Origin of the sequence: Citrobacter freundii complex sp. 2024EL-00216 (genome assembly GCF_043945515.1) — a bacterium.
Lineage (GTDB): Bacteria > Pseudomonadota > Gammaproteobacteria > Enterobacterales > Enterobacteriaceae > Citrobacter > Citrobacter portucalensis.
On sequence record NZ_JBIMRA010000003.1, the window covers coordinates 27,814 to 54,029 of the forward strand.

A 26,216-nucleotide genomic window follows, 5' to 3' on the forward strand; every position below is an offset into this window, starting at 1 on the left:
GCAATCATGCAACTTAACGATCCAACCTTATTTCGCCAGCAGGCACTGATCGACGGCAACTGGCGTGACGCCAACAGCGGCGAGACCATCGCGGTGACCAATCCCGCCAACGGTCAGCAATTGGGTAGCGTACCTAAAATGGGGGCAGATGAAACCCGCGAAGCGATTAACGCCGCTAACCGCGCCCTGCCGGCCTGGCGTGCGCTGACCGCCAAAGAGCGAGCCAATATCCTGCGCCGCTGGTTCAACCTGATGATTGAGCATCAGGACGATCTCGCCCGCTTGATGACCCTGGAACAGGGTAAACCGCTGGCGGAGGCCAAAGGCGAAATCACCTATGCAGCCTCATTTATTGAGTGGTTTGCCGAAGAGGGCAAACGCATCTATGGCGATACGATCCCTGGCCATCAGGCTGATAAACGCCTGATCGTCATTAAGCAGCCGATCGGCGTTACCGCCGCGATTACGCCATGGAACTTCCCGGCGGCGATGATCACCCGCAAAGCCGGTCCGGCGCTGGCAGCAGGCTGTACGATGGTACTTAAACCCGCCAGCCAGACTCCCTACTCCGCACTGGCGCTGGCAGAACTGGCTAATCGCGCCGGGATCCCGGCTGGCGTTTTCAGCGTGGTGACAGGTTCTGCGAGCGCGGTTGGTAACGAGCTGACCGGCAACCCGCTGGTGCGCAAACTGTCATTTACCGGCTCAACCGAAATTGGCCGTCAGTTAATGCAGCAGTGCGCCAAAGACATCAAAAAGGTATCGCTGGAGCTGGGCGGCAATGCGCCGTTTATCGTCTTTGACGATGCCGATCTCGATAAAGCCGTGGAAGGTGCGCTGGCATCGAAGTTCCGTAACGCCGGGCAAACCTGCGTCTGCGCCAATCGCCTGTACGTGCAGGACGGCGTGTATGAGCGTTTTGCCGAAAAACTCCAGCAGGCGGTAAGCAAGCTGCGCCTCGGCGATGGTCTGCAACCTGACGTCACCACCGGACCACTGATCGACGAGAAAGCGGTAGCCAAAGTGCAGGAACACATCGCCGATGCCCTGGATAAAGGCGCGCGCATTATCGCGGGCGGTAAACCTCACGCGCTCGGCGGGAACTTCTTCCAACCCACCATTCTGGTGGATGTGCCTGATAACGCAAAGGTCGCCAAAGAAGAAACATTCGGCCCGCTGGCTCCGCTGTTTCGTTTTAAAGACGAAGCTGACGTCATCGCTCAGGCCAACGACACCGAGTTTGGTCTGGCCGCCTATTTCTATGCCCGTGATTTAAGCCGCGTCTTCCGCGTTGGCGAAGCGCTGGAGTACGGCATCGTCGGGATTAACACCGGCATTATCTCCAACGAAGTCGCCCCGTTTGGGGGGATAAAAGCCTCCGGTCTTGGCCGTGAAGGATCGAAATACGGCATCGAAGACTACTTAGAAATCAAATATATGTGCATCGGCCTTTAATAAAACAAATACTGGAGAACACCTGATGAGCACCAACAAAGAACTTATGCAACGTCGCAGCAACGCCGTTCCCCGTGGCGTAGGACAGATCCACCCTATTTTTGCCGAGCGGGCAGAAAACTGTCGGGTCTGGGACGTTGAAGGCCGGGAATTCCTCGACTTTGCTGGCGGTATTGCGGTGCTGAACACCGGTCACCTGCATCCGCAGATCGTCTCTGCGGTAGAAGCGCAGGTGAAAAAGCTGTCCCATACCTGTTTCCAGGTGCTGGCCTATGAGCCGTACCTGGAGCTGTGTGAAATCATGAATAAGAAAGTGCCGGGTGATTTCGCCAAGAAAACCCTGCTGGTGACCACCGGTTCTGAAGCGGTAGAAAACGCGGTGAAAATCGCCCGCGCCGCCACCAAGCGTACGGGGACTATCGCCTTTAGCGGCGCTTACCACGGTCGTACCCACTACACCCTGTCACTGACCGGGAAAGTCAATCCGTACTCCGCCGGAATGGGGCTGATGCCGGGCCACGTGTATCGCGCGCTTTATCCTTGCCCTCTGCACGGCATCAGTGAAGATGATGCTATCGCCAGCATTCACCGCATTTTCAAAAACGATGCCGCGCCAGAAGACGTCGCCGCCATCGTGATTGAACCCGTTCAGGGCGAAGGCGGCTTTTACGCGGCCTCTCCTTCCTTTATGCAACGGCTGCGCGCCATTTGTGACGAACACGGGATCATGCTGATTGCCGATGAAGTACAGAGCGGTGCGGGCCGCACCGGTACGCTGTTTGCCATGGAGCAGATGGGCGTTGCGCCCGATCTCACCACCTTCGCCAAATCCATCGCCGGCGGCTTCCCGCTGGCAGGCGTGACCGGACGCGCCGAAGTCATGGACGCAATCCCACCGGGTGGTCTGGGCGGTACCTATGCCGGTAACCCAATTGCCTGTGCCGCCGCGCTGGCGGTACTGAACATTTTCGAACAGGAAAATCTGCTGCAAAAAGCCAACGAGCTGGGACAAACCCTGCGCGAAGGCCTGCTGGCTATCGCGGAAACCCATCGCGAGATTGGCGACGTACGCGGGCTGGGCGCGATGATTGCTATCGAACTGTTCGAAAACGGCGACCACACGAAACCAGACGCCAAACTGACTGCGGAAGTGGTGGCGCGTGCACGCGAGAAAGGACTGATCCTGCTCTCCTGCGGACCTTACTATAACGTGCTGCGCATTCTTGTCCCGCTGACCATTGAAGATGCTCAAATCCGCCAGGGGCTGGACATTATCGCCCAGTGTTTTGCCGAGGCAAAGCAGGGTTAAACCCCCGAGTAAAAACGGGAAATTGTAGGCCGGATAAAGCGCAAGCGCTGCCATCCGGCAATGTTGTGATGCCCGGTGGCGCTACGCTTACCGGGCCTACGGGTAAGGTGCAGGAAGCGACGTCAATAACAATAACGAGGTTTAAAGATGGGGCAAGTGTCACAATCACATGATTTAGGGGGCGGGCTGAAATCACGCCACGTCACCATGCTGTCTATTGCCGGGGTAATCGGCGCAAGTCTGTTCGTCGGTTCAAGTGTGGCGATTGCAGAAGCCGGTCCCGCAGTATTATTAGCCTATCTGTTCGCCGGATTGCTGGTGGTGATGATTATGCGCATGCTGGCCGAAATGGCCGTTGCCACCCCGGATACCGGTTCGTTTTCCACTTACGCCGATAAGGCCATTGGCCCGTGGGCAGGTTATACCATCGGCTGGTTGTACTGGTGGTTCTGGGTGTTAGTTATCCCTCTGGAAGCGAATATCGCCGCCATCATTCTGCACTCCTGGGTACCAGGTATTCCTATCTGGCTGTTTTCTCTGGTTATCACGCTGGCGTTAACCGGCAGTAATTTGCTGAGCGTCAAAAATTACGGTGAGTTCGAGTTCTGGCTGGCGCTGTGCAAAGTGGTTGCCATTCTGGCGTTTATTACCCTCGGTGCGGCGGCGATTAGCGGTTTCTACCCTTATGCCGAGGTTAGCGGAGTTTCACGCCTGTGGGATCAGGGCGGCTTTATGCCCAACGGTTTTGGCGCCGTGATCAGCGCGATGTTAATCACCATGTTCTCCTTTATGGGCGCAGAGATAGTTACCATCGCCGCCGCCGAATCCGATACCCCGGATAAACATATCGTTCGCGCTACCAACTCGGTTATCTGGCGTATCTCTATCTTCTATCTGTGCTCTATTTTTGTGGTGGTGGCGCTGATCCCGTGGAACATGCCGGGCCTGAAAGAAGTCGGTTCTTATCGCTCGGTGCTGGAGCTACTGCATATCCCGCACGCGAAATTGATCATGGACTGCGTCATTTTACTGTCGGTGACCAGCTGTCTTAACTCCGCACTGTATACGTCATCGCGTATGCTCTACTCCCTTAGCCGCCGTGGCGATGCCCCCGCCTTTATGGGTAAAACGAACCGCAGCAAAACGCCTTATGTGGCGGTGTTACTGTCGACAGGTGCTGCGTTCCTCACCGTCATCGTCAACTATTACGCCCCGGCCAAGGTATTTAAATTCCTGATCGACAGCTCCGGTGCCATCGCGCTGCTGGTGTATCTGGTCATTGCCGTTTCTCAACTGCGGATGCGCAAAATCCTGCTGGCGCGAGGCGGTGAAATTAAACTGAAAATGTGGCTCTATCCGTGGCTTACCTGGCTGGTCATCGCGTTTATTATCTTTGTGTTGGTGGTCATGCTGTTTCGCCCGGCCCAACAGCTGGAAGTTATCTCTACCGGGTTGTTAGCCATAGGAATTATTTGCACCGTGCCCATTATGTCACGCTGGAAAAAACTGCTATCGTGGCAAAAAGCACCATTGCAAAATACGCATTAAACCTGTTCCCGGCGCAGGCCGGGAAATCCTTTCAGGAGTATGACCATGACCGCCATTCCCCAACCGACGGCCATTGATGGATACCGCTGGCTGAAGAACGACATCATCCGCGGTGTGTATCAGCCTGATGAAAAACTGCGTATGAGTCTGCTAACCTCACGCTATGAGCTAGGCGTGGGACCGCTGCGCGAAGCGCTTTCGCAGTTAGTTGCCGAGCGGTTAGTGACAGTAGTTAATCAGAAAGGGTATCGTGTCGCCCCGATGTCAGAGCAGGAGTTGCTCGATATTTTCGATGCCCGCGCCAATATGGAAGCCATGCTGGTCGCGCTGGCCATTGAACGCGGCGACGACGCCTGGGAAGCTGAAATTCTGGCGCGCGCGCATATGCTCAGTAAGCTTGAAGCCATTGACGCCAGCGAACAGATGCTCGACGAGTGGGATCAGCGCCATCAGGCATTTCACTCGGCGATTGTCGCTGGCTGTGGTTCACAATATCTGCTGCAAATGCGCGAACGGCTGTTCTCTCTGGCGGCGCGCTACCGGTTTATCTGGCTACGTAAAACGGTGCTGTCGGTTGAAATGCTGGAAGACAAACACGATCAGCACAAGACGCTGACCGAAGCGATTCTGGCACGTGATGCCACGTGCGCCAGCGAATTAATGCGCCAGCACTTGCTGACGCCGATTCCGATTATTCAACAGGCTATGTCCGGTAAATTACTGACGCAATAAGCCTAAATAACATTACTGTTCCGGAATACGTAAAACCTGCCCAGGATAGATTTTATCCGGGCTTTTTAGCATTGGTTTATTCGCTTCAAATATCTGGTTATATAGGTTGGCATTACCGTAAACCTGTTTGGCAATAGCGCTCAGGGTATCCCCAGATTTCACGGTATAAAACTGGCTTTCGCTCGCGGGTGCAGAGGTTTTAACCTGATCATCTACGCTGGCGATACCAGAGATATTACCAATCGCGATCAGAATTTTTTCTTTTGCTTCCTGACTTAATCCATCACCAGAAACAGTGGCTTTGCCTTCGTTAATTTGCACGTCCACTTTATCCGCATCAGGGATGCCGGTTTTGTTCAGGTGTTCCTGCACTTTTTTTGCCAGATCGGCTGTGTCATGGTTTCCAGTGACCGCATCCCACAGTTTTTCACCTGCATCTTTTACGAAATTGAAGAGTCCCATATCCACCTCGGTAATTAACAATCAACACCCAAAAGTGTAGCAGAGGAGAAAGGGACACAAAGAAAACGGCGCCGAAGCGCCGTAGTAGAAAGGAATTAATTACGCGTCTGTATCCAGAAGGCGTGGATCAAACCTGGGATGTAGCCCAGCAGCGTCAGAACGATATTGAGGATAAATGCCCAGCCGAACCCCTTCCCCAGCAGCACGCCAAGCGGGGGCAGAATAATAGTAAAAACGATTCTCCAGAAACCCATGCACACTCCCTACAAGCAAAAATTAATCATTGTTTAAAAAGAGATTTTATCTCTAAGAGTAGCCATTCTACCCAACTCTACCAGTACTCCGCGGCTGTTTTACCCTCCTTTACGCTCTTTACGCTGGCGTACGTTGGTTACTTATTTTAGAATACACTTAATTTAGACAACGCTTAAATACATATGACTGAACTTGAACAACTCCAGGACAGCGCTGAACAGGCTGCCGCCCTGCTAAAAGCGATGAGTAACCCGAAACGGTTGCTGATTTTGTGCATGCTCTGTGGTTCACCCGGTACCAGCGCGGGTGAGTTAGCCCGTGTTACCGGCCTTAGTCCTTCCGCCACTTCCCAGCATCTGGCGCGTATGCGTGAAGAAGGTCTGATAGAAAGCCAGCGCGATGCCCAGCGCATCCTCTACTCCATTAAAAATGCGGCCGTGAATTCGCTGATCGCCACATTAAAAACACTGTATTGCCCATAAGGAGCCATCATGACTATTGGGACGATTTCCCCACGCGAGGCGCAGACACTGGTCGCGCAGGGTGCAAAACTGATTGATATCCGCGATGCTGACGAGTATCTGCACGAGCATATTCCTGATGCACATCTGGCGCCATTACCCGCGCTTGAGCAGGGATCGCTGCCAGCGAATTTACGCGCCGAGCAGGTGATTTTTCACTGCCAGTCAGGCAAACGTACACAAAATGCGGCAACAAAACTGAGCGCCATCGCCGCACCCGCGCAGGTCTGGTTGCTGGAAGGTGGAATTGACGGCTGGAAAGCCGCAGGTTTGCCGGTGGCGAAAGACAGTTCACAACCGTTACCGCTGATGCGTCAGGTGCAGATAGCCGCAGGCAGCCTTGCCCTACTCGGCGTTATTCTGGGCTATAGCGTTAGCAGCGCCTTCTTCCTGCTGAGCGGTTTTGTGGGCGCCGGGCTGATACTCGCTGGCGTAACCGGCTTTTGCGGTATGGCGCGATTACTGGACATCATGCCCTGGAACCGACGTACTCATTAAGCGGTAATCATTGAAACAGCACTGTACCCGCCGGTTGACGTGATCTATGGTGAGTTCTGCGATAAATGATAAATAAAGGAGCGCAACAATATGTTTAAACCTGGCGATCTGGTTCAACCGCGTATGGGCGGTCCAAAACTGAAGGTTGTTGAAGTCAATGACGATCAAATTGTGGCGGTACAAGCCAGTAATGAAAGCGGTGATAAATTCACGCTGAAAGCAGCTGATGTCACGCGATATACCGAAGAGGGTGATTTCGGCGTTTGCTGAAAATAAGCGGTGAGGATCTCCTCACCGCCTTCGCAATTAGATCAAAAAGTCATCAAGAGATTTGCCGGCCGCCAGCGCCTGGGCAATTGGCTTCGGTGTGCGACCTTGTCCGGTCCATGTTTTCGTTTCACCATTGAGATCGATAAAACGATATTTCGCCGGGCGCGGTTGGCGTTTTTTAACTGAACGTGCCGTCGCAGGTGTTATGCTCAGCAGCTCCTCCGGGCTGATCCCGTCTGCCTGCATCTGCGCCAGCAAGGCATTAATTTTTGCCTGCTGTTCCGCACGTTGGCGCTGTAGCTGTTCTTCTTCATCGCGCCGTTCTTTGGTCACTACTCTGAATTTTTCAAGCATATCTTCCAGTACATCAACGGAAAATTCACGAGCCATTGCACGCAGCGAGCGGATATTATTTAAGTTTTTTAACATTGAACTCATATTAACAAAACCTCTTTAACGTAAAACATAAAAACGGTATTACGCTAAATATTGTATGCAACCGACTATTATATTTCCAGTCTAATTTATTCGTTTATCATTAAACAAATAGCCAACTCTGATATTTATAGCATCCATTCTGCTATCGCCCAGACAATATATTCTATTACCCTGATTGCAGCTTTGAATATACCTGCAAGGTATCTCAGCGCGTCACTTAAGAAACAAGCCACGGCATCTCGTGGAACCAACGAGTATACATATTGCACATCAGTCAACATTCAGAAAAGGAGCGCAAAAAATTCAGAAAAACAAGCAACAATAACTCTTTGATCTAAAAAGACTTTAATTAACACAGCAACGAAAACACCAAAACGAACAAAAAACAAACCATTACAGAGCATTTTATCGACAAAAAGACAATAAATAAAAATTTTCAGCTAGTTGCTAGTTATTATCCAGGCAGATATCCTATTAAAACGCGAAAGCAGCAAGACAAATCACTAGCAGTTAAGGTATTCAAAACCTTTTTTCCCCTTTTTACAAGGAGCATTAACATGTTCTCTCCGCAGTCACGCTTGCGTCATGCAGTAGCAGACACGTTCGCGATGGTTGTTTATTGTTCTGTCGTGAACATGTTGATCGAAATATTCCTTTCTGGAATGAGCTTCGAACAGTCGCTGTATTCCAGATTAGTCGCTATCCCTGTCAACATACTGATCGCGTGGCCATACGGCATGTATCGTGATTTGTTCATGCGCGCGGCCCGTAAAGCCACGCAGGCAGGATGGGCAAAAAATCTGGCGGATGTGCTGGCTTATGTCACCTTCCAGTCGCCGGTGTATGTGATTATTCTGCTTACGGTTGGCGCAGACTGGCATCAGATTACGGCTGCAGTAAGTTCGAACATCGTGGTGTCAATGCTGATGGGCGCTGTCTATGGCTACTTTCTTGATTATTGTCGCCGCTTGTTTAAGGTCAGCAGCTATCATCAGGCTAAAGCCTGACACGCTTCTTCGCGACTGGCACTGCCAGTCGCGTTATTAGTTAGAATTAACGTCGCCAAACAGCCCGCTCAGATAACGTTCAAGCGCAATACGCGAGCTAAAGCCGTGCGGAATACCATAATGCTCATGAGTCTCTCCGGCTAAATACAGCGGGAATTGCTGGTAATGATCGCAAGTTTTAATATCCGTTGCCGGTTCCGCCAGCGAAGAGCTACGCTCTTTCAACGTGGGATGGATAATTAATGCGGTACGCCCCATGCGAGCTTCACGATTAACATACACATAATTTTCGCCACGCCGATAGCCGTACGTTTTCTGCGTCACTACATCAACGGTAAAACCCACTTTTTCAAGTACGCGCGCCACCTCATCAGGTCGTAAATACATATTATTTTCCTCGTTATCTTTTACTGCGGGCTTACCTTACCTGATTCAGCATTAGCAACGCTTTCAGAAAAGTCCATAAACGAGTGAACACGATGAGACGAATATCTTAAGAACCGTACAGATTTATGTCAGCGCCAACCGCAGTTGGTAGGCCGCCTGTTGCGCCATTTCCGCCGAGCTGATATTGGTAAATGACAGCAATATTCCCCCCTTTCCTTCTGACGTTATTCGCCAGCGGCTTAGCGCCTGAACCGCTAACCCGGCCTGATTCGCTTTGCGCACCAGCGCAATATCATCTCCGTCTACACTCACCACCAGTTGAATCCCACCTTCCTGAGGAATGACGCTAAACCCTTGTTCGGTCAGGGCGTTTTCCATCCATTGTCGTCGTTCGGCATAATGCTGTCGCATACGTTTTAAGTGTCGCCAGAAGTGGCCGTCTCGCATAAAATCCGCCAGCGTTTGCTGCCATAGAACCGGGACGCTACAGGCCGTTAGCGCCGCTTGCTGGCGAAAGCGTTCAACCTGGGTCAGAGGCACCACCAGCCATGCCGTACGCAAAGCCGGAAACATCGATTTGCTGAACGTTCCGGCATAAATCACCCGCTGAGGCGCATCCAGACTTTTTAGCGGCGGCAACGGCTTACCGTGGTAACGAAATTCACTGTCATAGTCATCTTCGATTACCCACGCCTGCGCGCGAGTCGCCCACTCCAGCAACTGGTGGCGACGGTCCAAAGACAGTGCTACCCCCAGAGGGCTTTGATGTGCGGGAGTGAGCAGTACAAAACGCGCCTGCGGGTAGTCGCGGATCCCGGCGCTGACATCCAGACCATCGGCATCCACCGCTACCGGCATCAACTCAATGCGTTCCTGAGCCACCACGGGCCGGATCAGCGGAAAACCGGGATCTTCGACCCACATTCCCTCACCGGGATGCGCCAGAGCGCGCAGGATTAACGTCATTGATGCCGCATAGCCTGAAGTGATAAAAATCTGCTCTGGCTGGCATTCAATGCTGCGTGAAACGCGCAGATAATCAACAATTGCCTGGCGTAACACCCGTTCACCACATACATCGCCCACCGCCAGATCAAAACGCGTTTGGGTGCGTAAACGCCGTCCCATCACCCGTGCCCAGACTTCACGCGGAAAAAGATCGAGTGCGGGTAATCCCATCTGAAAAGGTTGCGGTCTGGGATTTTCTCCGGCGAAGATGGCAGGCGATGCAGGCGCCCTTTCTGGTCGCAGTTGCTCACTGACAAATGTTCCTGCCTGTCCACGCCGCGCGAGCCAGCCCTGCGCCACCAGCTCTGCATAGGCATTTTCCACCGTCGAGCGTGATACTCCCAGCTCCTGGGCCCAGGTCCGGCTGGAGGGCAATCTGGTACCGGGCTTGAGTTCGCCTTTCTCAATTGCGTTTTTTAACTGACGGGCGATTTGCTGATAACGTGGCATTTATGGTCTGCTTTTTTGGCAACAATATGGCTCTCTGTTGCAGTCCATTATAGTGCTACATTGCGGGTCATCCAAACGAGGAGAAATACCATGACAATGTTACGCCAGCCCTATTACGAACTCAGTCCTGAAATCTATAACGCTCTGGTTCAGGCAAGCCAAGCGCTGGAAAACTGCGCGCTGGAACCTACGTTGACGGAACTGATTTACCTGCGGGTCTCGCAAACCAACGGCTGCGCCTTTTGTCTGGAAATGCACAGTAAAGCACTGCGCAAATCCGGTGTTGCGCAGGCCAAACTGGACGCACTGGCAGGCTGGCGGGTGAGCCACCACTTCAGCGAGCAGGAACGTGCGGCGCTGGCGTGGGCCGAATCGGTCACCCAGATTGCCACTACTCACGCCGAAGATGACGTTTATCTGCCGCTGCTCGACCATTTCAGCGCGAAAGAAATTAGCGACCTGACATTTGCCATTAGCCTGATGAACTGCTTTAACCGTCTGGCGGTGGGGATGCGCATGTGATTTTGCGCTGCCGGATGGCGGCATAGATGCCTTATCCGGCCTACGTTGTGCTCTCCTGTTGCCCGTAGGCCCGATAAGCTTAGCGCCATCGGGCAATTTATAACCACCCGTTAGCCTTCCCCCGCCACGCTCATCACCCCGCTCATCATCAATCTAAAATTCCCATATCTTGTATGGTTGAATCTTTTTAAAACTACATCTAGTATTTCTTCTATCAGGACACATACAACCCGACGCCCTCTATCGCGCCGATCCTTTATTTTTAAATGGAAATACGAATCATGCGTATTATTATTTACACTCGCAATAACTGTGTTCAGTGCCACGCCACCAAACGGGCAATGGAAAGCCGTGGTTTTGACTTTGAGATGGTAAACGTCGATTTACAGCCCGATTTGGCTGATAGCCTGCGCGATCAAGGGTTTCGCCAGCTACCGGTCGTGGTCGCGGGTGAAACCAGTTGGTCAGGGTTTCGCCCGGACATGATCAACCGTCTGCATCCGGAACACCGTGTGGCCAGCGCATGAGTCAGCTCGTCTACTTCTCCAGCAGCTCCGAAAATACGCACCGCTTTATGCAGCGTCTGGGGCTGCCAGCCATCCGCATTCCGCTTAACGAACGCGAGCGGATCCGGGTAGACGAACCTTACATATTAATCGTGCCGTCCTACGGCGGCGGCGGCACTGCTGGCGCGGTCCCAAGACAGGTGATCCGCTTTTTAAACGATACGCACAACCGGGCGTTAATCCGTGGAGTGATCGCCTCCGGCAATCGTAATTTCGGTGACGCCTACGGTCGCGCGGGTGATGTCATCTCACAAAAATGCGGCGTGCCGTGGCTCTATCGCTTTGAGCTGATGGGCACCCAAAGCGATATCGACAACGTTCGAAAAGGAGTGAGCGAATTTTGGCAACGACAACCGCAGAACGTGTAATGCAGCCAACGCTGGATTATCACGCCCTGAACGCCATGCTAAATCTGTACGATAAAGCCGGGCGCATTCAGTTCGACAAAGACCATCAGGCGGTGGAGGCCTTCTTTGCCACCCACGTCCGCCCAAACTCGGTGGCGTTTGCCAGCCAGCAGGAGCGCCTGGAAACGTTGGTGGATGAAGGCTATTACGATGCCAGCGTGTTAGCCCGCTACGATCGCGCGTTCGTGCTGAAGCTATTCGATCACGCCCACGCCAGCGGATTCCGTTTCCAGACGTTCCTCGGCGCATGGAAGTTCTACACCAGCTATACGCTGAAAACGTTCGACGGTAAGCGCTATCTCGAAGACTTTGAGGATCGGGTCACGATGGTGGCGCTCACGCTGGCGCAGGGCGATGAAACGCTCGCGATGCAGCTGACCGATGAAATGCTCTCCGGGCGCTTTCAGCCCGCCACACCAACCTTTTTAAACTGCGGCAAACAGCAACGCGGTGAGCTGGTCTCCTGCTTCCTGTTGCGTATTGAAGACAACATGGAGTCTATTGGTCGGGCGGTCAACTCAGCACTTCAGCTCTCCAAACGCGGCGGCGGCGTGGCATTTTTACTCTCCAACCTGCGCGAGGCAGGAGCGCCCATAAAGCGCATTGAGAACCAGTCATCTGGGGTGATCCCAGTAATGAAAATGCTGGAAGATGCGTTTTCTTATGCGAATCAACTCGGCGCGCGTCAGGGCGCGGGGGCGGTGTATCTGCACGCACACCATCCGGATATTTTGCGTTTTCTCGATACCAAGCGCGAAAACGCCGACGAGAAAATCCGCATCAAAACGCTCTCGCTTGGCGTGGTGATCCCGGATATTACCTTTCAACTGGCGAAAGAAAATGCCCAAATGGCGCTGTTCTCGCCGTATGACGTGGAACGGATTTACGGCAAACCGTTCGGTGATATCGCCGTGAGTGAGCGGTATGGCGAACTGCTTGCCGACGAACGTGTGCGTAAAAAATACATTAACGCCCGCGATTTCTTCCAGCGGCTGGCCGAGATCCAGTTTGAGTCTGGCTATCCTTACATCATGTTTGAAGATACGGTGAATCGCGCCAATCCAATTGCCGGTCGGATCAATATGAGCAACCTGTGCTCGGAGATTTTGCAGGTTAACAGTGCCTCCACCTACGATGAAAATCTCAATTACGCGCAGACCGGGCACGATATTTCCTGCAATCTCGGCTCGTTGAACATTGCCCATACCATGGATTCACCCGATTTTGGTCGTACCGTGGAAACGGCGGTTCGTGGCTTAACCGCCGTTTCGGACATGAGCCATATCCGCAGCGTGCCCTCGATTGAGGCCGGAAACAGCGCGTCGCACGCGATTGGTCTTGGGCAGATGAATCTGCACGGGTATCTGGCGCGGGAAGGGATCGCCTACGGTTCGCCGGAAGGGCTGGATTTTACCAATCTCTATTTCTATACCATCACCTGGCATGCGCTGAATACGTCAATGAAGATCGCCCGGGAGCGCGGTCAAACCTTTGCCGGATTCAAACAGTCGCGCTACGCCAGCGGCGAATATTTTAACCAGTATCTGCAGGGCGACTGGCAGCCAGAAACCGCCAAGGTTCGCACGCTTTTTGCCACCAGCGGCATTACGCTGCCGACGCGCGAGATGTGGTCACAGCTGCGTGAAGATGTGATGCGCTACGGCATTTATAACCAGAATTTACAGGCGGTTCCCCCCACCGGTTCTATCTCTTACATCAATCATGCCACGTCAAGCATTCACCCGATCGTGTCGAAAGTGGAGATTCGCAAAGAGGGCAAAACCGGGCGCGTTTACTACCCTGCCCCGTTTATGACCAATGAGAATTTGGCCTTGTATCAGGATGCCTATGAGATCGGCCCACAAAAAATCATTGATACCTATGCTGAAGCAACGCGCCATGTCGATCAGGGGCTTTCACTGACGCTCTTTTTCCCCGATACCGCCACCACGCGCGATATCAATAAAGCGCAGATTTACGCCTGGCGTAAGGGCATCAAATCCCTGTACTACATCCGACTACGCCAGCTGGCGCTGGAAGGCACCGAAATCGAAGGCTGCGTGTCATGCGCGCTGTAAGGAGGAGAAAATGACATTATCCCGCGTGAGCGCCATCAACTGGAACAAGATTGAGGATGATAAAGATCTTGAGGTATGGAACCGTCTGACCAGTAACTTCTGGCTCCCGGAAAAGGTCCCGCTCTCCAATGACATTCCGGCCTGGCAAACGTTGAACGCCGCCGAACAGCAGTTAACAATCCGCGTTTTTACCGGGCTGACGCTGCTCGACACCATTCAGAATGTTGCCGGAGCACCAGCGTTAATGGCTGATTCGTTAACGCCGCATGAAGAAGCGGTGCTGTCGAATATCAGCTTTATGGAGGCGGTGCACGCCCGTTCATACAGCTCTATATTCTCTACCCTTTGCCAGACCAAAGACGTGGATGCTGCCTACGCCTGGAGTGAGGAAAATACCCCACTTCAGCGCAAAGCGCAGATCGTTTTGACACATTACGCCAGCGACGAACCGTTGAAGAAAAAAATAGCCAGCGTGTTTCTGGAATCCTTCCTGTTCTATTCTGGCTTCTGGTTGCCAATGTATTTTTCCAGCCGCGGCAAATTGACCAATACCGCCGATCTCATTCGTCTGATCATTCGTGATGAAGCAGTTCATGGGTATTACATTGGTTATAAATATCAAAAAGGTCTGGAGCATATTTCCGAATCCGCACGCGAGGAGTTAAAGGATTTTGCCTTTGACCTGCTGATGGAATTGTATGATAACGAAGCGTGTTATACGGAAGAGTTGTATGCAGAAACCGGCTGGGTGGATGACGTCAAAGCCTTCCTTTGTTACAACGCCAATAAGGCATTAATGAATTTGGGATATGAGGCGCTATTTCCGCCTGAAATGGCGGAGGTTAACCCGGCAATCCTTGCCGCGCTGTCGCCCAACGCTGATGAAAACCACGATTTCTTCTCGGGTTCCGGTTCATCTTATGTGATGGGAAAAGCGGTCGAAACCGAAGATGACGACTGGAATTTCTAGCGCTCATTTTCACGGGAAATACCGTACATTTTTCGCGGAAATATTTTAACAGGATCACACTTTTGTCGTGCAAATATAATTGTGTGATCTACACTCAATATCAGCCGCATTATTCGCCTGCATTCCAGCAATTCAGGCGATTTTTCATTGCCATTTACAAAAAATATTAACCCGTTCACATTCGCGCTCAGCCCTTATATCACGGGAAGTCCCGCCACTTGGCCTTTGGCAATATTCATGCCACAACCAAATTCAGGGTTGTCTCAGATTCTCAGTATGTTAGGGTAGAAAAAGGTCACTATTTCCATCAGGTAATATATCGATATAAACAAATAACAGGAATCATTCTATTGCATGGCAATTAAATTAGAAGTTAAAAATCTCTATAAGATATTTGGAGAGCATCCCCAGAGAGCCTTCAAATATATTGAAAAAGGACTTTCAAAAGAGCAGATTCTGGATAAAACGGGGCTATCGCTTGGCGTTAAGAACGCCAGTCTGGCCATTGAAGAAGGCGAGATATTTGTCATCATGGGATTATCCGGTTCGGGTAAATCCACAATGGTACGCCTTCTCAATCGCCTGATTGAACCCACCCGCGGACAGGTATTGATTGACGGCGTAGACATCGCCCGGATATCCGATGCTGAGCTTCGCGAGGTGCGCAGAAAAAAGATTGCGATGGTGTTCCAATCCTTTGCCCTGATGCCGCACATGACGGTTCTCGACAATACGGCATTCGGCATGGAATTAGCCGGTGTTGGTGCGGATGAACGTCGTGAAAAAGCGTTAGATGCGCTGCGCCAGGTTGGTCTGGAGAATTATGCTCACGGCTACCCGGATGAACTTTCCGGGGGGATGCGCCAGCGTGTAGGCCTCGCCCGCGCATTAGCCATTAACCCTGACATCTTATTAATGGATGAGGCCTTCTCAGCCCTCGATCCATTAATTCGTACTGAGATGCAGGATGAACTGGTAAAACTACAGGCGAAGCATCAACGCACCGTGGTCTTTATATCGCATGACCTCGACGAAGCCATGCGTATTGGCGACAGAATTGCCATTATGCAAAACGGTGAAGTGGTCCAGGTCGGCACGCCAGATGAAATCCTGAATAATCCGGCCAATGATTATGTACGCACCTTCTTCCGTGGTGTCGATATTAGCCAGGTCTTTAGCGCGAAAGATATTTCACGCCGTAGTCCCGAAGGTTTGATTCGTAAAAACCCCGGGGTGGGTCCACGTTCTGCGCTGCAATTATTGCAGGACAAAGATCGCGAATATGGTTACGTGATCGAACGCGGCAATAAATTCGTTGGCGTTGTCTCTATCGACTCATTAAAAACAGCGTTAAGTCAGGCGCAAGGTATTGAAGCGGCATTGATCGATGAGCCGTTAGCCGTAGATGCACAAACCCCTCTCAGCGAGTTGCTTTCTCATGTCGGTCAGGCCCCGTGCGCGGTGCCGGTTGTAGATGAGGAACAGCAGTATGTGGGCGTCATTTCAAAACGCATGCTGTTACAGGCTTTAGATCGTGAGGGGGTAAACAATGGCTGATCAAACTAATCCGTGGGACACCACACCAGCGGCCGACAGTGCCGCACAAAATGCTGATGCCTGGAGTACGCCATCAGGCGCACCCACTGACGGTGGTGGCGCGGACTGGCTGACCAGCGCACCCGCGCCGGCACCAGAGCATTTCAATATTATGGATCCGTTCCATAAAACGCTGATCCCGCTTGACAGTTGGGTCACAGAGGGGATCGACTGGGTCGTTACCCATTTCCGTCCGGTCTTCCAGGGCATTCGTGTCCCGGTGGATTACATTCTCAACGGCTTTCAACAGCTGCTGTTGGGTATGCCAGCGCCCGTGGCGATTATCCTGTTCGCGCTGATTGCCTGGCAGATTTCCGGCGTGGGGATGGGCGTTGCGACGCTGATTTCCTTGATTGCTATCGGTGCCATCGGCGCGTGGTCGCAGGCCATGATAACCCTGGCGCTGGTGTTGACCGCGCTGCTGTTCTGCGTGGTTATCGGTCTGCCGATGGGGATCTGGTTGGCGCGCAGTCCACGGGCAGCAAAAATTGTTCGCCCGCTGCTGGACGCCATGCAAACCACACCCGCGTTTGTCTATCTGGTGCCGATTGTCATGCTGTTCGGTATTGGTAACGTCCCGGGCGTAGTGGTGACGATTATCTTCGCCCTGCCGCCAATCGTGCGTCTGACTATTCTGGGGATTAACCAGGTGCCAGCCGATCTGATTGAAGCCTCGCGCTCGTTTGGCGCCAGCCCGCGTCAGATGCTGTTTAAAGTGCAGCTCCCGCTGGCAATGCCCACCATTATGGCTGGGGTTAACCAGACGCTGATGCTGGCACTCTCAATGGTCGTCATCGCGTCGATGATTGCCGTCGGCGGACTGGGTCAGATGGTTCTGCGCGGAATCGGTCGTCTGGATATGGGGCTTGCCACCGTCGGCGGGGTTGGGATTGTGATCCTCGCTATCATTCTCGACCGCCTGACGCAGGCCGTCGGTCGCGACTCGCGTAGTCGTGGCAACCGTCGCTGGTACACCACCGGTCCCGTTGGGCTTATCACTCGCCCTTTCACGAAGTAATTCACCCGTTGCCCGGTGGCGCTGTGCTTACCGGGCCTACAATTCATTAACTTACACATAATCATTCAAGTTGCATCGCGGCGGTAAACGAATGTATCCCCAGGAGCGTACAAGTAGTACGTGACTGGGGTGCATGAGTGCAGCCAACAAAGAGGCAGCTTGAAGGATGAAGTGTAATAAGGAACAACGATGCGACAGAAAGTAATTATTGCCACAGCGTTTGCCACCCTTGTCTCCACCAGCACTTTCGCTGCCGACCTGCCGGGCAAAGGCATCACCGTACAGCCAATCCAGAGCACTATCTCTGAAGAATCCTTCCAGACGCAGTTAGTCGCCCGTGCGCTGGAGAAACTGGGTTACACCGTTAACAAAACCAGCGAAGTTGACTACAACGTCGGCTATACCTCCATTGCCTCTGGCGATGCAACTTTTACCGCCGTGAACTGGCAGCCGCTGCATGATGATATGTACGCCGCTGCGGGCGGAGACAAAAAGTTTTATCGCGAGGGGGTATTCGTTACGGGTGCCGCACAGGGTTATCTGATCGACAAGAAAACCGCTGAGCAATATAAAATCACCAATATCGCCCAGTTAAAAGATCCGAAGATCGCCAAAATCTTTGACACCAACGGTGACGGAAAAGCCGATATGATGGGCTGTTCACCGGGCTGGGGCTGTGAAGCAGTAATCAACCACCAGAACAAAGCTTTCGATCTGGAAAAAACCGTCGAGGTCAGCCACGGTAACTATGCGGCGATGATGGCCGACACCATTACCCGCTTCAAAGAAGGTAAACCCATTCTTTACTACACCTGGACACCGTACTGGGTGAGCGACGTAATGAAACCTGGTAAAGATGTGGTCTGGCTGCAGGTGCCGTTCTCTTCCCTGCCAGGCGAGCAGAAAGATATTGATACCAAACTGCCAAACGGCGCCAACTACGGCTTCCCGGTGAACACTATGCATATTGTCGCCAATAAAGCCTGGGCGGAGAAAAACCCGGCTGCGGCGAAACTGTTTGCCATCATGAAGCTGCCGCTGGCGGATATCAACGCGCAGAACGCAATGATGCACGACGGGAAAGCGTCTGAAGCCGACGTACAGGGTCACGTTGACGGCTGGATCAAAGCCCACCAGCAGCAGTTTGACGGCTGGGTGAACGAAGCGCTGGCCGCGCAGAAATAACCCACTCACAGGCCTGATGAGTGTAGCGCCATCAGGCCTGTAACCGCATAAATGCCGGATGGTGGCGCGATGCACCTAATCCGGCCTATCCTCCTTCCCCCAATAGCACAATCCATCACTCAACAAATCAGCAACATTTAATCACTTCCGTTATGATTGTTTTCTGCAACCCATTACTCAGTTGAAAACAATGACGAAAACTACTCAGGGACTTAGCCCTTCGCTGATCCTGTTAATGTCTATTGCCACCGGCCTCGCCGTCGCCAGTAACTATTATGCGCAGCCGCTGCTCGACACCATCGCGCGCAACTTTTCGCTATCTGCCAGTACCGCAGGGTTTATCGTCACTGCAGCCCAACTCGGCTACGCTGCCGGCCTGCTGTTCTTAGTGCCGCTTGGCGATATGTTTGAACGTCGGATGCTGATTGTCTCCATGACATTGCTCGCGGCTGGCGGCATGCTGATCACCGCCAGCAGCCAGTCGCTGGGTATGCTGATTCTCGGTACTGCCCTGACCGGACTGTTCTCGGTAGTGGCACAGATTTTGGTTCCGCTGGCGGCAACGCTTGCCACACCGGACAAGCGCGGGAAGGTTGTCGGCACGATTATGAGCGGCCTGCTGCTGGGTATTCTGCTGGCGCGCACCGTGGCGGGATTACTGGCGAATCTTGGCGGCTGGCGCACCGTATTTTGGGTCGCATCAGTATTAATGGCGCTGATGGCGGTTGCGCTGTGGCGCGGCCTGCCGAAAATGAAATCCGATACTCATCTTAACTATCCTCAGCTGTTAGGCTCGGTACTCAGCCTGTTTATTCACGATAAATTGCTGCGTACCCGCGCGATGCTGGGCTGCCTGACTTTTGCCAATTTCAGTATCCTGTGGACCTCGATGGCGTTTTTGCTCGCCGCGCCGCCGTTTAACTATTCGGAAGGAATGATTGGTCTGTTCGGTCTGGCGGGTGCCGCAGGGGCGTTAGGCGCACGTCCTGCAGGCGGTTTTGCCGATAAAGGTAAATCCCACCTGACCACAACCATAGGACTGCTATTACTGCTGCTCTCCTGGCTTGCTATTTGGCTTGGGCACGCTTCAGTCCCCATGCTGATTATCGGTATTCTGGTGTTGGACCTCACCGTTCAGGGAGTACACATCACCAACCAGACGGTTATCTATCGCATTCATCCGGATGCGCGTAATCGCCTGACCGCCGGATACATGACCAGCTATTTTATTGGCGGAGCGGCAGGTTCGCTGATTTCAGCCTCCGCCTGGCAGCATGCTGGTTGGGCTGGCGTTTGTCTGGCGGGTACGACCGTTGCCGTACTCAACCTGGTGGTCTGGTGGCGAGGTTTTCACCGTCAGGAAGCCGTAAATTAAGCGTATAGTGCATGTTTACCGCTGATTGGGCTCCACAGGGTGTTAAGGAGCCCATCAGTCTGCTAAGGTTATAACTCATTGAGCCAAGTTATATTAATTTCGGTAATGAAACCTATAACCCTATGGAAAGCCCTGTACCCCAGTCTGAATCCTGTTCGGCAACGTTAACGGAAGGATTCAAAGACAGCCTGCCAATAGTCATCAGCTATATTCCGGTCGCTTTTGCATTTGGTCTCAATGCCACTCGCCTTGGCTTTACGCCGGTTGAAAGCGTCTTTTTCTCCTGCATTATCTATGCGGGAGCCAGCCAGTTTGTCATTACCACCATGCTCGCTGCGGGCAGTTCGCTGTGGGTCGCCGCCCTTACCGTCATGGCCATGGATGTCCGTCATGTTTTGTACGGCCCTTCCCTGCGCAGCCGAATAGCCCAGCGACTGAGTAAACCCAAAAGTGCACTCTGGGCTTTTGGCCTTACCGATGAAGTCTTTGCCGCTGCAACGGCAAAACTGGTCCGGGATAATCGGCGCTGGAGTGAAAACTGGATGATCGGCATCGCACTATGCTCCTGGGCCTCCTGGGTGTTTGGTACGGTGATCGGCGCGTTTTCCGGCAGTGGTTTACTCAAGGATTACCCGGCGGTTGAAGCGGCACTGGGATTCATGCTCCCGGCGCTGTTTATGAGCTTCCTGCTCGCGTCATTCCAACGTAAACAAGCGCTCTGCGTGACAGCCTCCCTGGCCGGGGCGCTGGCTGGCGTCATGCTGTTTTCCATACCTGCCGCTATCCTTGCAGGTATTGTCTGCGGATGCCTGACGGCGCTCATCCAGTCATTTTGGCAGGGAGATCCTGATGAGCTATGAGGTTCTGCTACTTGGCCTGTTGGTCGGCTGCGTTAATTACTGTTTTCGCTATTTGCCACTCCGTCTTGGGGTAGGCAATGTTCGCCCGACGAAGCGCGGCGCGACGGGCATACTACTCGACACTATTGGCATTGCATCTATTTGCGCCCTGCTGGTGGTGTCTACCGCACCAGAAGTTATGCACGACGCTCGTCGGTTCGTGCCTACGCTGGTGGGGTTTGTCATACTGGGCGCAAGCTTCTATAAGACCCGCAGCATCATCATTCCAACGTTACTGAGTGCTCTGGGCTATGGATTAGCCTGGAAAATGCTTGTTGGCTTATAGATAAAAACAATCATTTTAAAGAAATAATACATTTACTTTATTTGTCACTGTCGTTACTATATCGGCTGAAATTAATGAGGTTATACCCAAATGGATAGTTCGTTTACGCCCATTGAACAAATGCTAAAATTTCGCGCCAGCCGCTACGAAGAGTTCCCTTATCAGGAAGTGCTTCTGACTCGCCTCTGTATGCACATGCAGGGTAAGTTGCTGGAAAACCGCAATAAGATGCTGAAAGCTCAAGGGATTAACGAGACATTGTTTATGGCGTTGATTACGCTGGAGTCTCAGGAAAACCACAGTATTCAGCCTTCTGAACTGAGTTGCGCGCTTGGCTCGTCACGCACTAACGCTACCCGCATTGCGGATGAGTTAGAAAAACGTGGCTGGATCGAACGTCGTGAAAGCGATAACGATCGCCGCTGTCTGCATCTGCAATTGACCGAGAAAGGCCATGCATTTTTGCAAGAGGTGTTACCGCCTCAGCATAACTGCCTGCATCAGCTCTGGTCGTCTCTTAGCACCACCGAAAAAGATCAGCTTGAGCAAATTACCCGTAAACTTCTGACCCGTCTTGATCAGATGGAGCAGGATGGCGCGGTGTTAGAAGCGCTGCGCTAACGCGCTGACTCGCTCAGAAATCCAGATTTATAAATGAAAAAACCGACAGGCCAGCACGCATACTGCTGGCCTGTCTGATAAACAGGTCGGCTCAGCCGATGTGAAAAAAAATAAGATCGTGGAGAACAACATGAGCGCAAATGCGGAGACTCAAACCCCGCAGCAACCGGTCAAGAAGAATGGCAAACGTAAAAGTATGCTTCTCCTTCTGACCTTGCTCTTTATTATCATTGCCGTGGCATATGGGATTTATTGGTTTTTAGTACTTCGTCATGTCGAAGAGACAGACGATGCGTACGTGGCAGGGAACCAGGTTCAAATCATGGCTCAGGTATCAGGCAGCGTGACGAAAGTCTGGGCTGATAACACTGACTTTGTAAAACAAGGCGATGTGCTGGTCACCCTCGACCAGACAGACGCAAAGCAGGCATTTGAAAAAGCCAAAACTGCGCTGGCTTCCAGCGTGCGTCAGACGCACCAGTTGATGATCAACAGCAAGCAGTTACAGGCAAGCATTGAAGTGCAAAAAACCGCACTGGCGCAGGCACAAAGCGACTTTAATCGCCGAGTTCCGCTGGGCAATGCCAACCTGATTGGCCGTGAAGAGCTGCAACACGCTCGTGATGCCGTCGCCAGCGCTCAGGCCCAGCTTGATGTCGCGATCCAACAATATAATGCTAACCAGGCGATGATTCTGGGTAGCAAGCTGGAAGATCAACCCGCTGTGCAACAGGCTGCCACCGAAGTGCGCAATGCCTGGCTGGCGCTGGAACGTACCAGAATTGTCAGCCCAATGACCGGTTATGTATCCCGTCGCGCCGTACAGCCTGGTGCGCAAATTAGCCCAACCACGCCGCTGATGGCGGTTGTTCCGGCCACTAACCTGTGGGTAGATGCCAACTTCAAAGAAACACAGCTCGCACACATGCGTATCGGCCAACCAGCGACCGTTATCAGCGATATTTACGGCGATGACGTAAAATATACCGGTAAAGTTGTCGGTCTCGATATGGGTACGGGCAGCGCCTTCTCCCTGCTGCCAGCGCAGAACGCAACCGGCAACTGGATCAAAGTCGTCCAGCGTCTGCCGGTACGTATCGAACTGGATGCGCAGCAACTGGCACAGCATCCATTACGTATTGGTTTGTCTACACTGGTTACGGTAGATACCTCAAATCGTGACGGACAAATTCTGGCAAGCCAGGTTCGTACCACGCCAGTATCAGAAAGTAATGCACGTGAAATCAACCTTGCTCCGGTCAATAAGATGATCGAAGAGATCGTGCGGGCCAACGCGGGCTAATTCAAAGGTGCGTGTGATGCAACAGCAAAAACCGCTGGAAGGCGCGCAGCTCGTCATTATGACGATCGCGCTGTCCCTGGCGACATTCATGCAGGTGCTGGACTCCACCATTGCTAACGTGGCGATCCCCACTATCGCCGGGAACCTCGGCTCTTCACTGAGCCAGGGGACCTGGGTGATCACCTCATTCGGGGTGGCGAACGCTATCTCTATTCCGATCACCGGCTGGCTGGCAAAACGCTTTGGCGAAGTAAGACTCTTTATGTGGTCAACTATCGCCTTCGTCATTGCGTCATGGGCATGCGGGATGTCCACCAGCCTGAACATGCTGATTTTCTTCCGCGTAATCCAGGGTATTGTCGCCGGTCCATTAATTCCGCTGTCACAGAGCCTGTTGCTGAATAACTATCCACCCGCCAAGCGTTCCATCGCCCTCGCGCTATGGTCGATGACGGTGATTGTTGCCCCGATATGTGGTCCTATTCTTGGGGGCTATATCAGCGACAACTATCACTGGGGCTGGATATTTTTTATCAACGTGCCAATCGGGGCTGTGGTGGTATTGATGACCCTGCAAACCCTTCGCGGTCGGGAAACCAAAACCGAGCAGCGGCGCATTGACGCCATTGGTCTGGCACTGCTGGTTATCGGTATCGGCAGTTTGCAGATTATGCTCGACCGCGGCAAAGAGCTGGACTGGTTCGCCTCGCAGGAGATTATCATCCTGACGGTGGTCGCCGTTGTCGCTATCAGCTTCCTGATCGTCTGGGAGCTTACCGACGAGCACCCCATTGTCGATCTCTCGCTGTTTAAGTCGCGCAACTTTACCATCGGCTGCCTGTGTATCAGCCTGGCCTATATGCTCTACTTCGGCGCAATCGTCCTGCTGCCGCAGCTGTTGCAGGAGGTATACGGCTATACGGCAACCTGGGCTGGTCTGGCGTCAGCGCCGGTTGGGGTGATTCCGGTGATCCTGTCTCCGATTATCGGCCGCTTCGCGCATAAGCTGGATATGCGTCGGCTGGTAACGTTCAGTTTTATTATGTACGCCGTCTGTTTCTACTGGCGTGCGTGGACGTTCGAGCCGGGTATGGACTTTGGCGCATCGGCCTGGCCGCAGTTTATTCAGGGGTTCGCGGTAGCCTGCTTCTTTATGCCGCTAACCACCATTACGTTGTCCGGCTTGCCGCCCGAGCGTCTGGCGGCGGCATCCAGCTTGTCGAACTTTACGCGAACGCTGGCAGGTTCCATTGGCACATCGATTACGACGACAATGTGGACAAACCGCGAGTCGCTGCATCATGCGCAGCTAACGGAATCTGTTAACCCCTACAACCCAAATGCACAGGCTATGTACGATAAGCTGCAAGATTTAGGGATGACGCACCAGCAGGCTTCAGGTTGGATAGCTCAGCAGATCACCAATCAGGGGCTGATTATTTCCGCTAACGAAATCTTCTGGATGTCGGCGGGGATCTTCCTGGTCCTGCTTGGCCTGGTGTGGTTCGCCAAACCGCCCTTCGGTGCGGGCGGCGGCGGCGGTGGCGCACACTAACTATCTGATAAAAGGGATCTGCGGATCCCTTTTTTATTAGACCTACAATCAGAAGTAATATTTGAATCTCAGACGCCCGCCGTAACGCGCATCTTCGCTGTTATCACCATTATTCGGATTGGCCTCTACCCATGAAGCATAGGCACCGAAGTAGATGTTAAAGTTTTTCATATCCATCACATTGGGGAATAAATATGAGGCATGAATAGTGTGAATGTCATAATTGCCGGGATCGGTGATCCAGCAATCGTCCTCACAAACGGCATCGATATTGGTAGCATTGAAAGCTTCGATTTTGTTATGCGCATAGATATAACCCAGTTCAAATCGATGCCACAACGCATTCACCCCAGCGGTAAAATCTGTCTCATCGGTCGCATCCATATAGGCGGTATTCAGGTTAATCACTGTGCCATCTTCCGGGTCCGTTTTTTGACCATTCCAGGTCATGGTAAAACCATAGCCCGTACGATCTGACTGATCGATCCACGTCCCATTTTGGTAATAGCCGTAGGCGTTGTTAACGACGTTACTTTCCATCGCTATCGCCGTTGAAAAACGCCCGTTTTGCCAGGCGATAACCGGACGGACGTAAGCCACGTTTTTATCGTTGGTTAAATCCATTCCGTGGTACTGCTTCTCGGTATATAACGTACTGCCATTTTCCAGCAATGTGTTAACTTCGAAATACCAGTTGTCGATGGTTTTGCTCAGCAGGAAGTTACCCCCGCTGTCGCTACGTCCCCGTCCTTCTTTCATCATATAGATATAGCCGTAACCGTCACTGTAGAGATCGTTCGCTGTATTCCCCGAATATTCAACAAACGTATCCTGATTCAGCGGGAACATATCGTAGGCTTCAAAACGACCAACCTTAATTTTCCAGTCATTCTCACGACCAAAGAAGAAAACGGCATCATCGAGGTTCATTTTTCCGGTCAGGTCCGCCAGAGGCTGTACCGAGAACCCTGCAAAATTACCGTTGTCCCGCCGCTGGTAGCCATCAAAGCCCAGCAACAGGCGTCCGTTAATATCCCAGCGTTCATTGGTTCCTGGTGCCCAATCTTTATTCGCTGACGTTCTCGTCGATGTCAGGCTACCGGAACGGCTTGCCGCATCCATATTAAATTCGACATCGCCATAGAACTTAATATCGCTGAAGCCGGATAATGTCAGCTTAGGCGGAGTTTCACCTGCTGCAATCGGCTCGGCAGACTGGACATTCACCGTCGGCGTAGCGGCGACCTGCTGCTGCTTCAGCGAGCGAATTTGCGCCTCAGCATCGGATGCCCGTTTTTCGGCATTAACAACACGTTGCTCCAGTTCAGCCAGACGCTGCTCAATAGTGATATTATTTGCTGCCCAAAGGTTATGAGAAAAGCAAGCACCGATCATCAGCGCCAAATATTTAGCCTTCATTTTCATCCCTAAAGTTTAATGTATACCAGATAAGATTTGATAAAAACCCTATCTACCGGCTATTAAAAGAGTCTTG

The 26,216-nt window shown here is 52.5% G+C and carries 28 protein-coding genes; 22 read left to right on the plus strand and 6 right to left on the minus strand.

Features of this window, described 5'->3' with window-relative positions:
* Positions 1-6 precede the first annotated feature (6 nt).
* The 4 genes from gabD (at position 7) to csiR (ending at position 5,044) form a co-directional block, all read left to right on the plus strand.
* Positions 7-1,455, plus strand: a complete 1,449-nt coding sequence (gabD, locus tag ACHHZ7_RS04490; RefSeq protein ID WP_060683344.1) for an NADP-dependent succinate-semialdehyde dehydrogenase — start codon at positions 7-9, stop codon at positions 1,453-1,455.
* 25 nt (positions 1,456-1,480) lie between these two features.
* Complete coding sequence (gene gabT, locus ACHHZ7_RS04495; RefSeq protein ID WP_060683343.1) at positions 1,481-2,764, plus strand: 4-aminobutyrate--2-oxoglutarate transaminase; 1,284 nt, start codon at positions 1,481-1,483, stop codon at positions 2,762-2,764.
* 147 nt (positions 2,765-2,911) lie between these two features.
* Complete coding sequence (gene gabP, locus ACHHZ7_RS04500; protein WP_032944690.1) at positions 2,912-4,312, plus strand: GABA permease; 1,401 nt, start codon at positions 2,912-2,914, stop codon at positions 4,310-4,312.
* 45 nt (positions 4,313-4,357) lie between these two features.
* The gene (csiR, locus tag ACHHZ7_RS04505; protein WP_032944692.1) at positions 4,358-5,044 is read left to right on the plus strand and encodes a DNA-binding transcriptional regulator CsiR; all 687 of its coding nucleotides are present in this window, start codon (positions 4,358-4,360) and stop codon (positions 5,042-5,044) included.
* 12 nt (positions 5,045-5,056) lie between these two features.
* Here csiR and lysM read toward each other — a convergent pair whose 3' ends face one another.
* Together lysM and ACHHZ7_RS04515 are read right to left on the minus strand one after the other, a co-directional pair.
* The gene (gene lysM, locus ACHHZ7_RS04510) at positions 5,057-5,506 is read right to left on the minus strand and encodes a peptidoglycan-binding protein LysM (RefSeq protein ID WP_003037241.1); all 450 of its coding nucleotides are present in this window, start codon (positions 5,504-5,506) and stop codon (positions 5,057-5,059) included.
* A 95-nt stretch (positions 5,507-5,601) separates the two neighbouring features.
* On the minus strand, positions 5,602-5,760 hold the full coding sequence (locus tag ACHHZ7_RS04515) for a YqaE/Pmp3 family membrane protein (protein WP_003037242.1): 159 nt from the start codon (positions 5,758-5,760) through the stop codon (positions 5,602-5,604).
* Between the two features lie 183 nt (positions 5,761-5,943).
* On the opposite strand from ACHHZ7_RS04515, the gene ACHHZ7_RS04520 reads away from it, so the two are divergent.
* From ACHHZ7_RS04520 to ACHHZ7_RS04530, 3 genes are all read left to right on the plus strand, one after another.
* Positions 5,944-6,243, plus strand: coding sequence for a helix-turn-helix transcriptional regulator (locus tag ACHHZ7_RS04520; RefSeq protein ID WP_060683342.1), 300 nt, complete (start codon positions 5,944-5,946; stop codon positions 6,241-6,243).
* A 9-nt stretch (positions 6,244-6,252) separates the two neighbouring features.
* Entirely contained in the window at positions 6,253-6,780 is a 528-nt protein-coding gene (locus ACHHZ7_RS04525) for a rhodanese family protein (RefSeq protein WP_060683341.1), read from the plus strand.
* Positions 6,781-6,870: 90 nt separating this feature from the next.
* The gene (locus ACHHZ7_RS04530) at positions 6,871-7,050 is read left to right on the plus strand and encodes a hypothetical protein (RefSeq protein ID WP_003825999.1); all 180 of its coding nucleotides are present in this window, start codon (positions 6,871-6,873) and stop codon (positions 7,048-7,050) included.
* Positions 7,051-7,086: 36 nt separating this feature from the next.
* On the opposite strand, the gene stpA is transcribed toward ACHHZ7_RS04530, so the two are convergent.
* Positions 7,087-7,488, minus strand: coding sequence for a DNA-binding protein StpA (gene stpA / locus ACHHZ7_RS04535; protein ID WP_008785604.1), 402 nt, complete (start codon positions 7,486-7,488; stop codon positions 7,087-7,089).
* Positions 7,489-8,045: 557 nt separating this feature from the next.
* On the opposite strand from stpA, the gene alaE reads away from it, so the two are divergent.
* Positions 8,046-8,495 (plus strand): L-alanine exporter AlaE, encoded by a 450-nt coding sequence (gene alaE, locus ACHHZ7_RS04540; protein WP_003037259.1) that lies wholly within the window; start codon positions 8,046-8,048, stop codon positions 8,493-8,495.
* Between the two features lie 36 nt (positions 8,496-8,531).
* On the opposite strand, the gene ACHHZ7_RS04545 is transcribed toward alaE, so the two are convergent.
* Positions 8,532-8,882: a DUF2002 family protein gene (locus ACHHZ7_RS04545; protein WP_003037262.1), complete on the minus strand. Its 351-nt coding sequence runs from the start codon at positions 8,880-8,882 to the stop codon at positions 8,532-8,534.
* Between the two features lie 123 nt (positions 8,883-9,005).
* A complete protein-coding gene (locus ACHHZ7_RS04550) occupies positions 9,006-10,340 on the minus strand; it encodes a PLP-dependent aminotransferase family protein (protein WP_060683340.1) in 1,335 nt (444 codons plus the stop codon).
* Positions 10,341-10,430: 90 nt separating this feature from the next.
* Between ACHHZ7_RS04550 and ACHHZ7_RS04555 the strand changes: the two genes are divergently transcribed.
* From ACHHZ7_RS04555 to emrB, 14 genes are all read left to right on the plus strand, one after another.
* Positions 10,431-10,862 carry a carboxymuconolactone decarboxylase family protein gene (locus ACHHZ7_RS04555; RefSeq protein ID WP_060683339.1) on the plus strand — a complete coding sequence of 144 codons (432 nt, stop codon included), beginning with the start codon at positions 10,431-10,433 and terminating at the stop codon, positions 10,860-10,862.
* A gap of 281 nt (positions 10,863-11,143) precedes the next feature.
* Positions 11,144-11,389 (plus strand): glutaredoxin-like protein NrdH, encoded by a 246-nt coding sequence (gene nrdH / locus ACHHZ7_RS04560; protein ID WP_048236625.1) that lies wholly within the window; start codon positions 11,144-11,146, stop codon positions 11,387-11,389.
* Positions 11,386-11,796, plus strand: coding sequence for a class Ib ribonucleoside-diphosphate reductase assembly flavoprotein NrdI (nrdI, locus tag ACHHZ7_RS04565; RefSeq protein ID WP_003825987.1), 411 nt, complete (start codon positions 11,386-11,388; stop codon positions 11,794-11,796). Before nrdH ends, nrdI begins: the two co-directional genes overlap by 4 nt.
* The gene (gene nrdE / locus ACHHZ7_RS04570) at positions 11,769-13,913 is read left to right on the plus strand and encodes a class 1b ribonucleoside-diphosphate reductase subunit alpha (protein WP_060683338.1); all 2,145 of its coding nucleotides are present in this window, start codon (positions 11,769-11,771) and stop codon (positions 13,911-13,913) included. The genes nrdI and nrdE overlap by 28 nt, the downstream gene beginning before the upstream one ends.
* Positions 13,914-13,923: 10 nt before the next feature.
* Positions 13,924-14,883, plus strand: coding sequence for a class 1b ribonucleoside-diphosphate reductase subunit beta (gene nrdF / locus ACHHZ7_RS04575; protein WP_060683337.1), 960 nt, complete (start codon positions 13,924-13,926; stop codon positions 14,881-14,883).
* A gap of 354 nt (positions 14,884-15,237) precedes the next feature.
* Complete coding sequence (gene proV / locus ACHHZ7_RS04580) at positions 15,238-16,440, plus strand: glycine betaine/L-proline ABC transporter ATP-binding protein ProV (protein ID WP_003825980.1); 1,203 nt, start codon at positions 15,238-15,240, stop codon at positions 16,438-16,440.
* Positions 16,433-17,497 (plus strand): glycine betaine/L-proline ABC transporter permease ProW, encoded by a 1,065-nt coding sequence (proW, locus tag ACHHZ7_RS04585; protein WP_032944705.1) that lies wholly within the window; start codon positions 16,433-16,435, stop codon positions 17,495-17,497. The genes proV and proW overlap by 8 nt, the downstream gene beginning before the upstream one ends.
* Before the next feature lie 189 nt (positions 17,498-17,686).
* Positions 17,687-18,682: a glycine betaine/L-proline ABC transporter substrate-binding protein ProX gene (proX, locus tag ACHHZ7_RS04590; protein WP_003825976.1), complete on the plus strand. Its 996-nt coding sequence runs from the start codon at positions 17,687-17,689 to the stop codon at positions 18,680-18,682.
* Between the two features lie 190 nt (positions 18,683-18,872).
* Positions 18,873-20,057, plus strand: coding sequence for an MFS transporter (locus tag ACHHZ7_RS04595; RefSeq protein WP_060683336.1), 1,185 nt, complete (start codon positions 18,873-18,875; stop codon positions 20,055-20,057).
* 122 nt (positions 20,058-20,179) lie between these two features.
* A complete protein-coding gene (locus ACHHZ7_RS04600; RefSeq protein WP_060683335.1) occupies positions 20,180-20,917 on the plus strand; it encodes an AzlC family ABC transporter permease in 738 nt (245 codons plus the stop codon).
* Entirely contained in the window at positions 20,907-21,242 is a 336-nt protein-coding gene (gene ygaH / locus ACHHZ7_RS04605; RefSeq protein WP_003825969.1) for an L-valine transporter subunit YgaH, read from the plus strand. Before ACHHZ7_RS04600 ends, ygaH begins: the two co-directional genes overlap by 11 nt.
* A gap of 90 nt (positions 21,243-21,332) precedes the next feature.
* Complete coding sequence (gene emrR / locus ACHHZ7_RS04610) at positions 21,333-21,863, plus strand: multidrug efflux transporter EmrAB transcriptional repressor EmrR (RefSeq protein ID WP_003037300.1); 531 nt, start codon at positions 21,333-21,335, stop codon at positions 21,861-21,863.
* Positions 21,864-21,993: 130 nt separating this feature from the next.
* Positions 21,994-23,166 carry a multidrug efflux MFS transporter periplasmic adaptor subunit EmrA gene (gene emrA / locus ACHHZ7_RS04615; protein WP_003825968.1) on the plus strand — a complete coding sequence of 391 codons (1,173 nt, stop codon included), beginning with the start codon at positions 21,994-21,996 and terminating at the stop codon, positions 23,164-23,166.
* 16 nt (positions 23,167-23,182) lie between these two features.
* Positions 23,183-24,721 carry a multidrug efflux MFS transporter permease subunit EmrB gene (gene emrB, locus ACHHZ7_RS04620; RefSeq protein ID WP_003825966.1) on the plus strand — a complete coding sequence of 513 codons (1,539 nt, stop codon included), beginning with the start codon at positions 23,183-23,185 and terminating at the stop codon, positions 24,719-24,721.
* A 48-nt stretch (positions 24,722-24,769) separates the two neighbouring features.
* On the opposite strand, the gene ACHHZ7_RS04625 is transcribed toward emrB, so the two are convergent.
* The gene (locus tag ACHHZ7_RS04625) at positions 24,770-26,140 is read right to left on the minus strand and encodes a carbohydrate porin (RefSeq protein WP_395148684.1); all 1,371 of its coding nucleotides are present in this window, start codon (positions 26,138-26,140) and stop codon (positions 24,770-24,772) included.
* Positions 26,141-26,216 lie beyond the last annotated feature (76 nt).

What these genes read in the sequence shown, in the direction of transcription:
- ACHHZ7_RS04515 (WP_003037242.1), bottom strand. Translation starts at nt 5,760, where the DNA reads ATGGGTTTCTGGAGAATCGTTTTTACTATTATTCTGCCCCCGCTTGGC.
- nrdH (WP_048236625.1), top strand. Translation starts at nt 11,144, where the DNA reads ATGCGTATTATTATTTACACTCGCAATAACTGTGTTCAGTGCCACGCC.
- gabP (WP_032944690.1), top strand. Translation starts at nt 2,912, where the DNA reads ATGGGGCAAGTGTCACAATCACATGATTTAGGGGGCGGGCTGAAATCA.
- ACHHZ7_RS04545 (WP_003037262.1), bottom strand. Translation starts at nt 8,882, where the DNA reads ATGTATTTACGACCTGATGAGGTGGCGCGCGTACTTGAAAAAGTGGGT.
- lysM (WP_003037241.1), bottom strand. Translation starts at nt 5,506, where the DNA reads ATGGGACTCTTCAATTTCGTAAAAGATGCAGGTGAAAAACTGTGGGAT.
- nrdI (WP_003825987.1), top strand. Translation starts at nt 11,386, where the DNA reads ATGAGTCAGCTCGTCTACTTCTCCAGCAGCTCCGAAAATACGCACCGC.
- emrA (WP_003825968.1), top strand. Translation starts at nt 21,994, where the DNA reads ATGAGCGCAAATGCGGAGACTCAAACCCCGCAGCAACCGGTCAAGAAG.
- ACHHZ7_RS04600 (WP_060683335.1), top strand. Translation starts at nt 20,180, where the DNA reads ATGGAAAGCCCTGTACCCCAGTCTGAATCCTGTTCGGCAACGTTAACG.
- emrB (WP_003825966.1), top strand. Translation starts at nt 23,183, where the DNA reads ATGCAACAGCAAAAACCGCTGGAAGGCGCGCAGCTCGTCATTATGACG.
- ACHHZ7_RS04595 (WP_060683336.1), top strand. Translation starts at nt 18,873, where the DNA reads ATGACGAAAACTACTCAGGGACTTAGCCCTTCGCTGATCCTGTTAATG.
- gabT (WP_060683343.1), top strand. Translation starts at nt 1,481, where the DNA reads ATGAGCACCAACAAAGAACTTATGCAACGTCGCAGCAACGCCGTTCCC.
- ACHHZ7_RS04530 (WP_003825999.1), top strand. Translation starts at nt 6,871, where the DNA reads ATGTTTAAACCTGGCGATCTGGTTCAACCGCGTATGGGCGGTCCAAAA.
- ACHHZ7_RS04520 (WP_060683342.1), top strand. Translation starts at nt 5,944, where the DNA reads ATGACTGAACTTGAACAACTCCAGGACAGCGCTGAACAGGCTGCCGCC.
- ACHHZ7_RS04525 (WP_060683341.1), top strand. Translation starts at nt 6,253, where the DNA reads ATGACTATTGGGACGATTTCCCCACGCGAGGCGCAGACACTGGTCGCG.
- proV (WP_003825980.1), top strand. Translation starts at nt 15,238, where the DNA reads ATGGCAATTAAATTAGAAGTTAAAAATCTCTATAAGATATTTGGAGAG.
- proX (WP_003825976.1), top strand. Translation starts at nt 17,687, where the DNA reads ATGCGACAGAAAGTAATTATTGCCACAGCGTTTGCCACCCTTGTCTCC.
- csiR (WP_032944692.1), top strand. Translation starts at nt 4,358, where the DNA reads ATGACCGCCATTCCCCAACCGACGGCCATTGATGGATACCGCTGGCTG.
- gabD (WP_060683344.1), top strand. Translation starts at nt 7, where the DNA reads ATGCAACTTAACGATCCAACCTTATTTCGCCAGCAGGCACTGATCGAC.
- nrdF (WP_060683337.1), top strand. Translation starts at nt 13,924, where the DNA reads ATGACATTATCCCGCGTGAGCGCCATCAACTGGAACAAGATTGAGGAT.
- ACHHZ7_RS04555 (WP_060683339.1), top strand. Translation starts at nt 10,431, where the DNA reads ATGACAATGTTACGCCAGCCCTATTACGAACTCAGTCCTGAAATCTAT.
- stpA (WP_008785604.1), bottom strand. Translation starts at nt 7,488, where the DNA reads ATGAGTTCAATGTTAAAAAACTTAAATAATATCCGCTCGCTGCGTGCA.
- ACHHZ7_RS04625 (WP_395148684.1), bottom strand. Translation starts at nt 26,140, where the DNA reads ATGAAGGCTAAATATTTGGCGCTGATGATCGGTGCTTGCTTTTCTCAT.
- alaE (WP_003037259.1), top strand. Translation starts at nt 8,046, where the DNA reads ATGTTCTCTCCGCAGTCACGCTTGCGTCATGCAGTAGCAGACACGTTC.
- ygaH (WP_003825969.1), top strand. Translation starts at nt 20,907, where the DNA reads ATGAGCTATGAGGTTCTGCTACTTGGCCTGTTGGTCGGCTGCGTTAAT.
- proW (WP_032944705.1), top strand. Translation starts at nt 16,433, where the DNA reads ATGGCTGATCAAACTAATCCGTGGGACACCACACCAGCGGCCGACAGT.
- ACHHZ7_RS04550 (WP_060683340.1), bottom strand. Translation starts at nt 10,340, where the DNA reads ATGCCACGTTATCAGCAAATCGCCCGTCAGTTAAAAAACGCAATTGAG.
- emrR (WP_003037300.1), top strand. Translation starts at nt 21,333, where the DNA reads ATGGATAGTTCGTTTACGCCCATTGAACAAATGCTAAAATTTCGCGCC.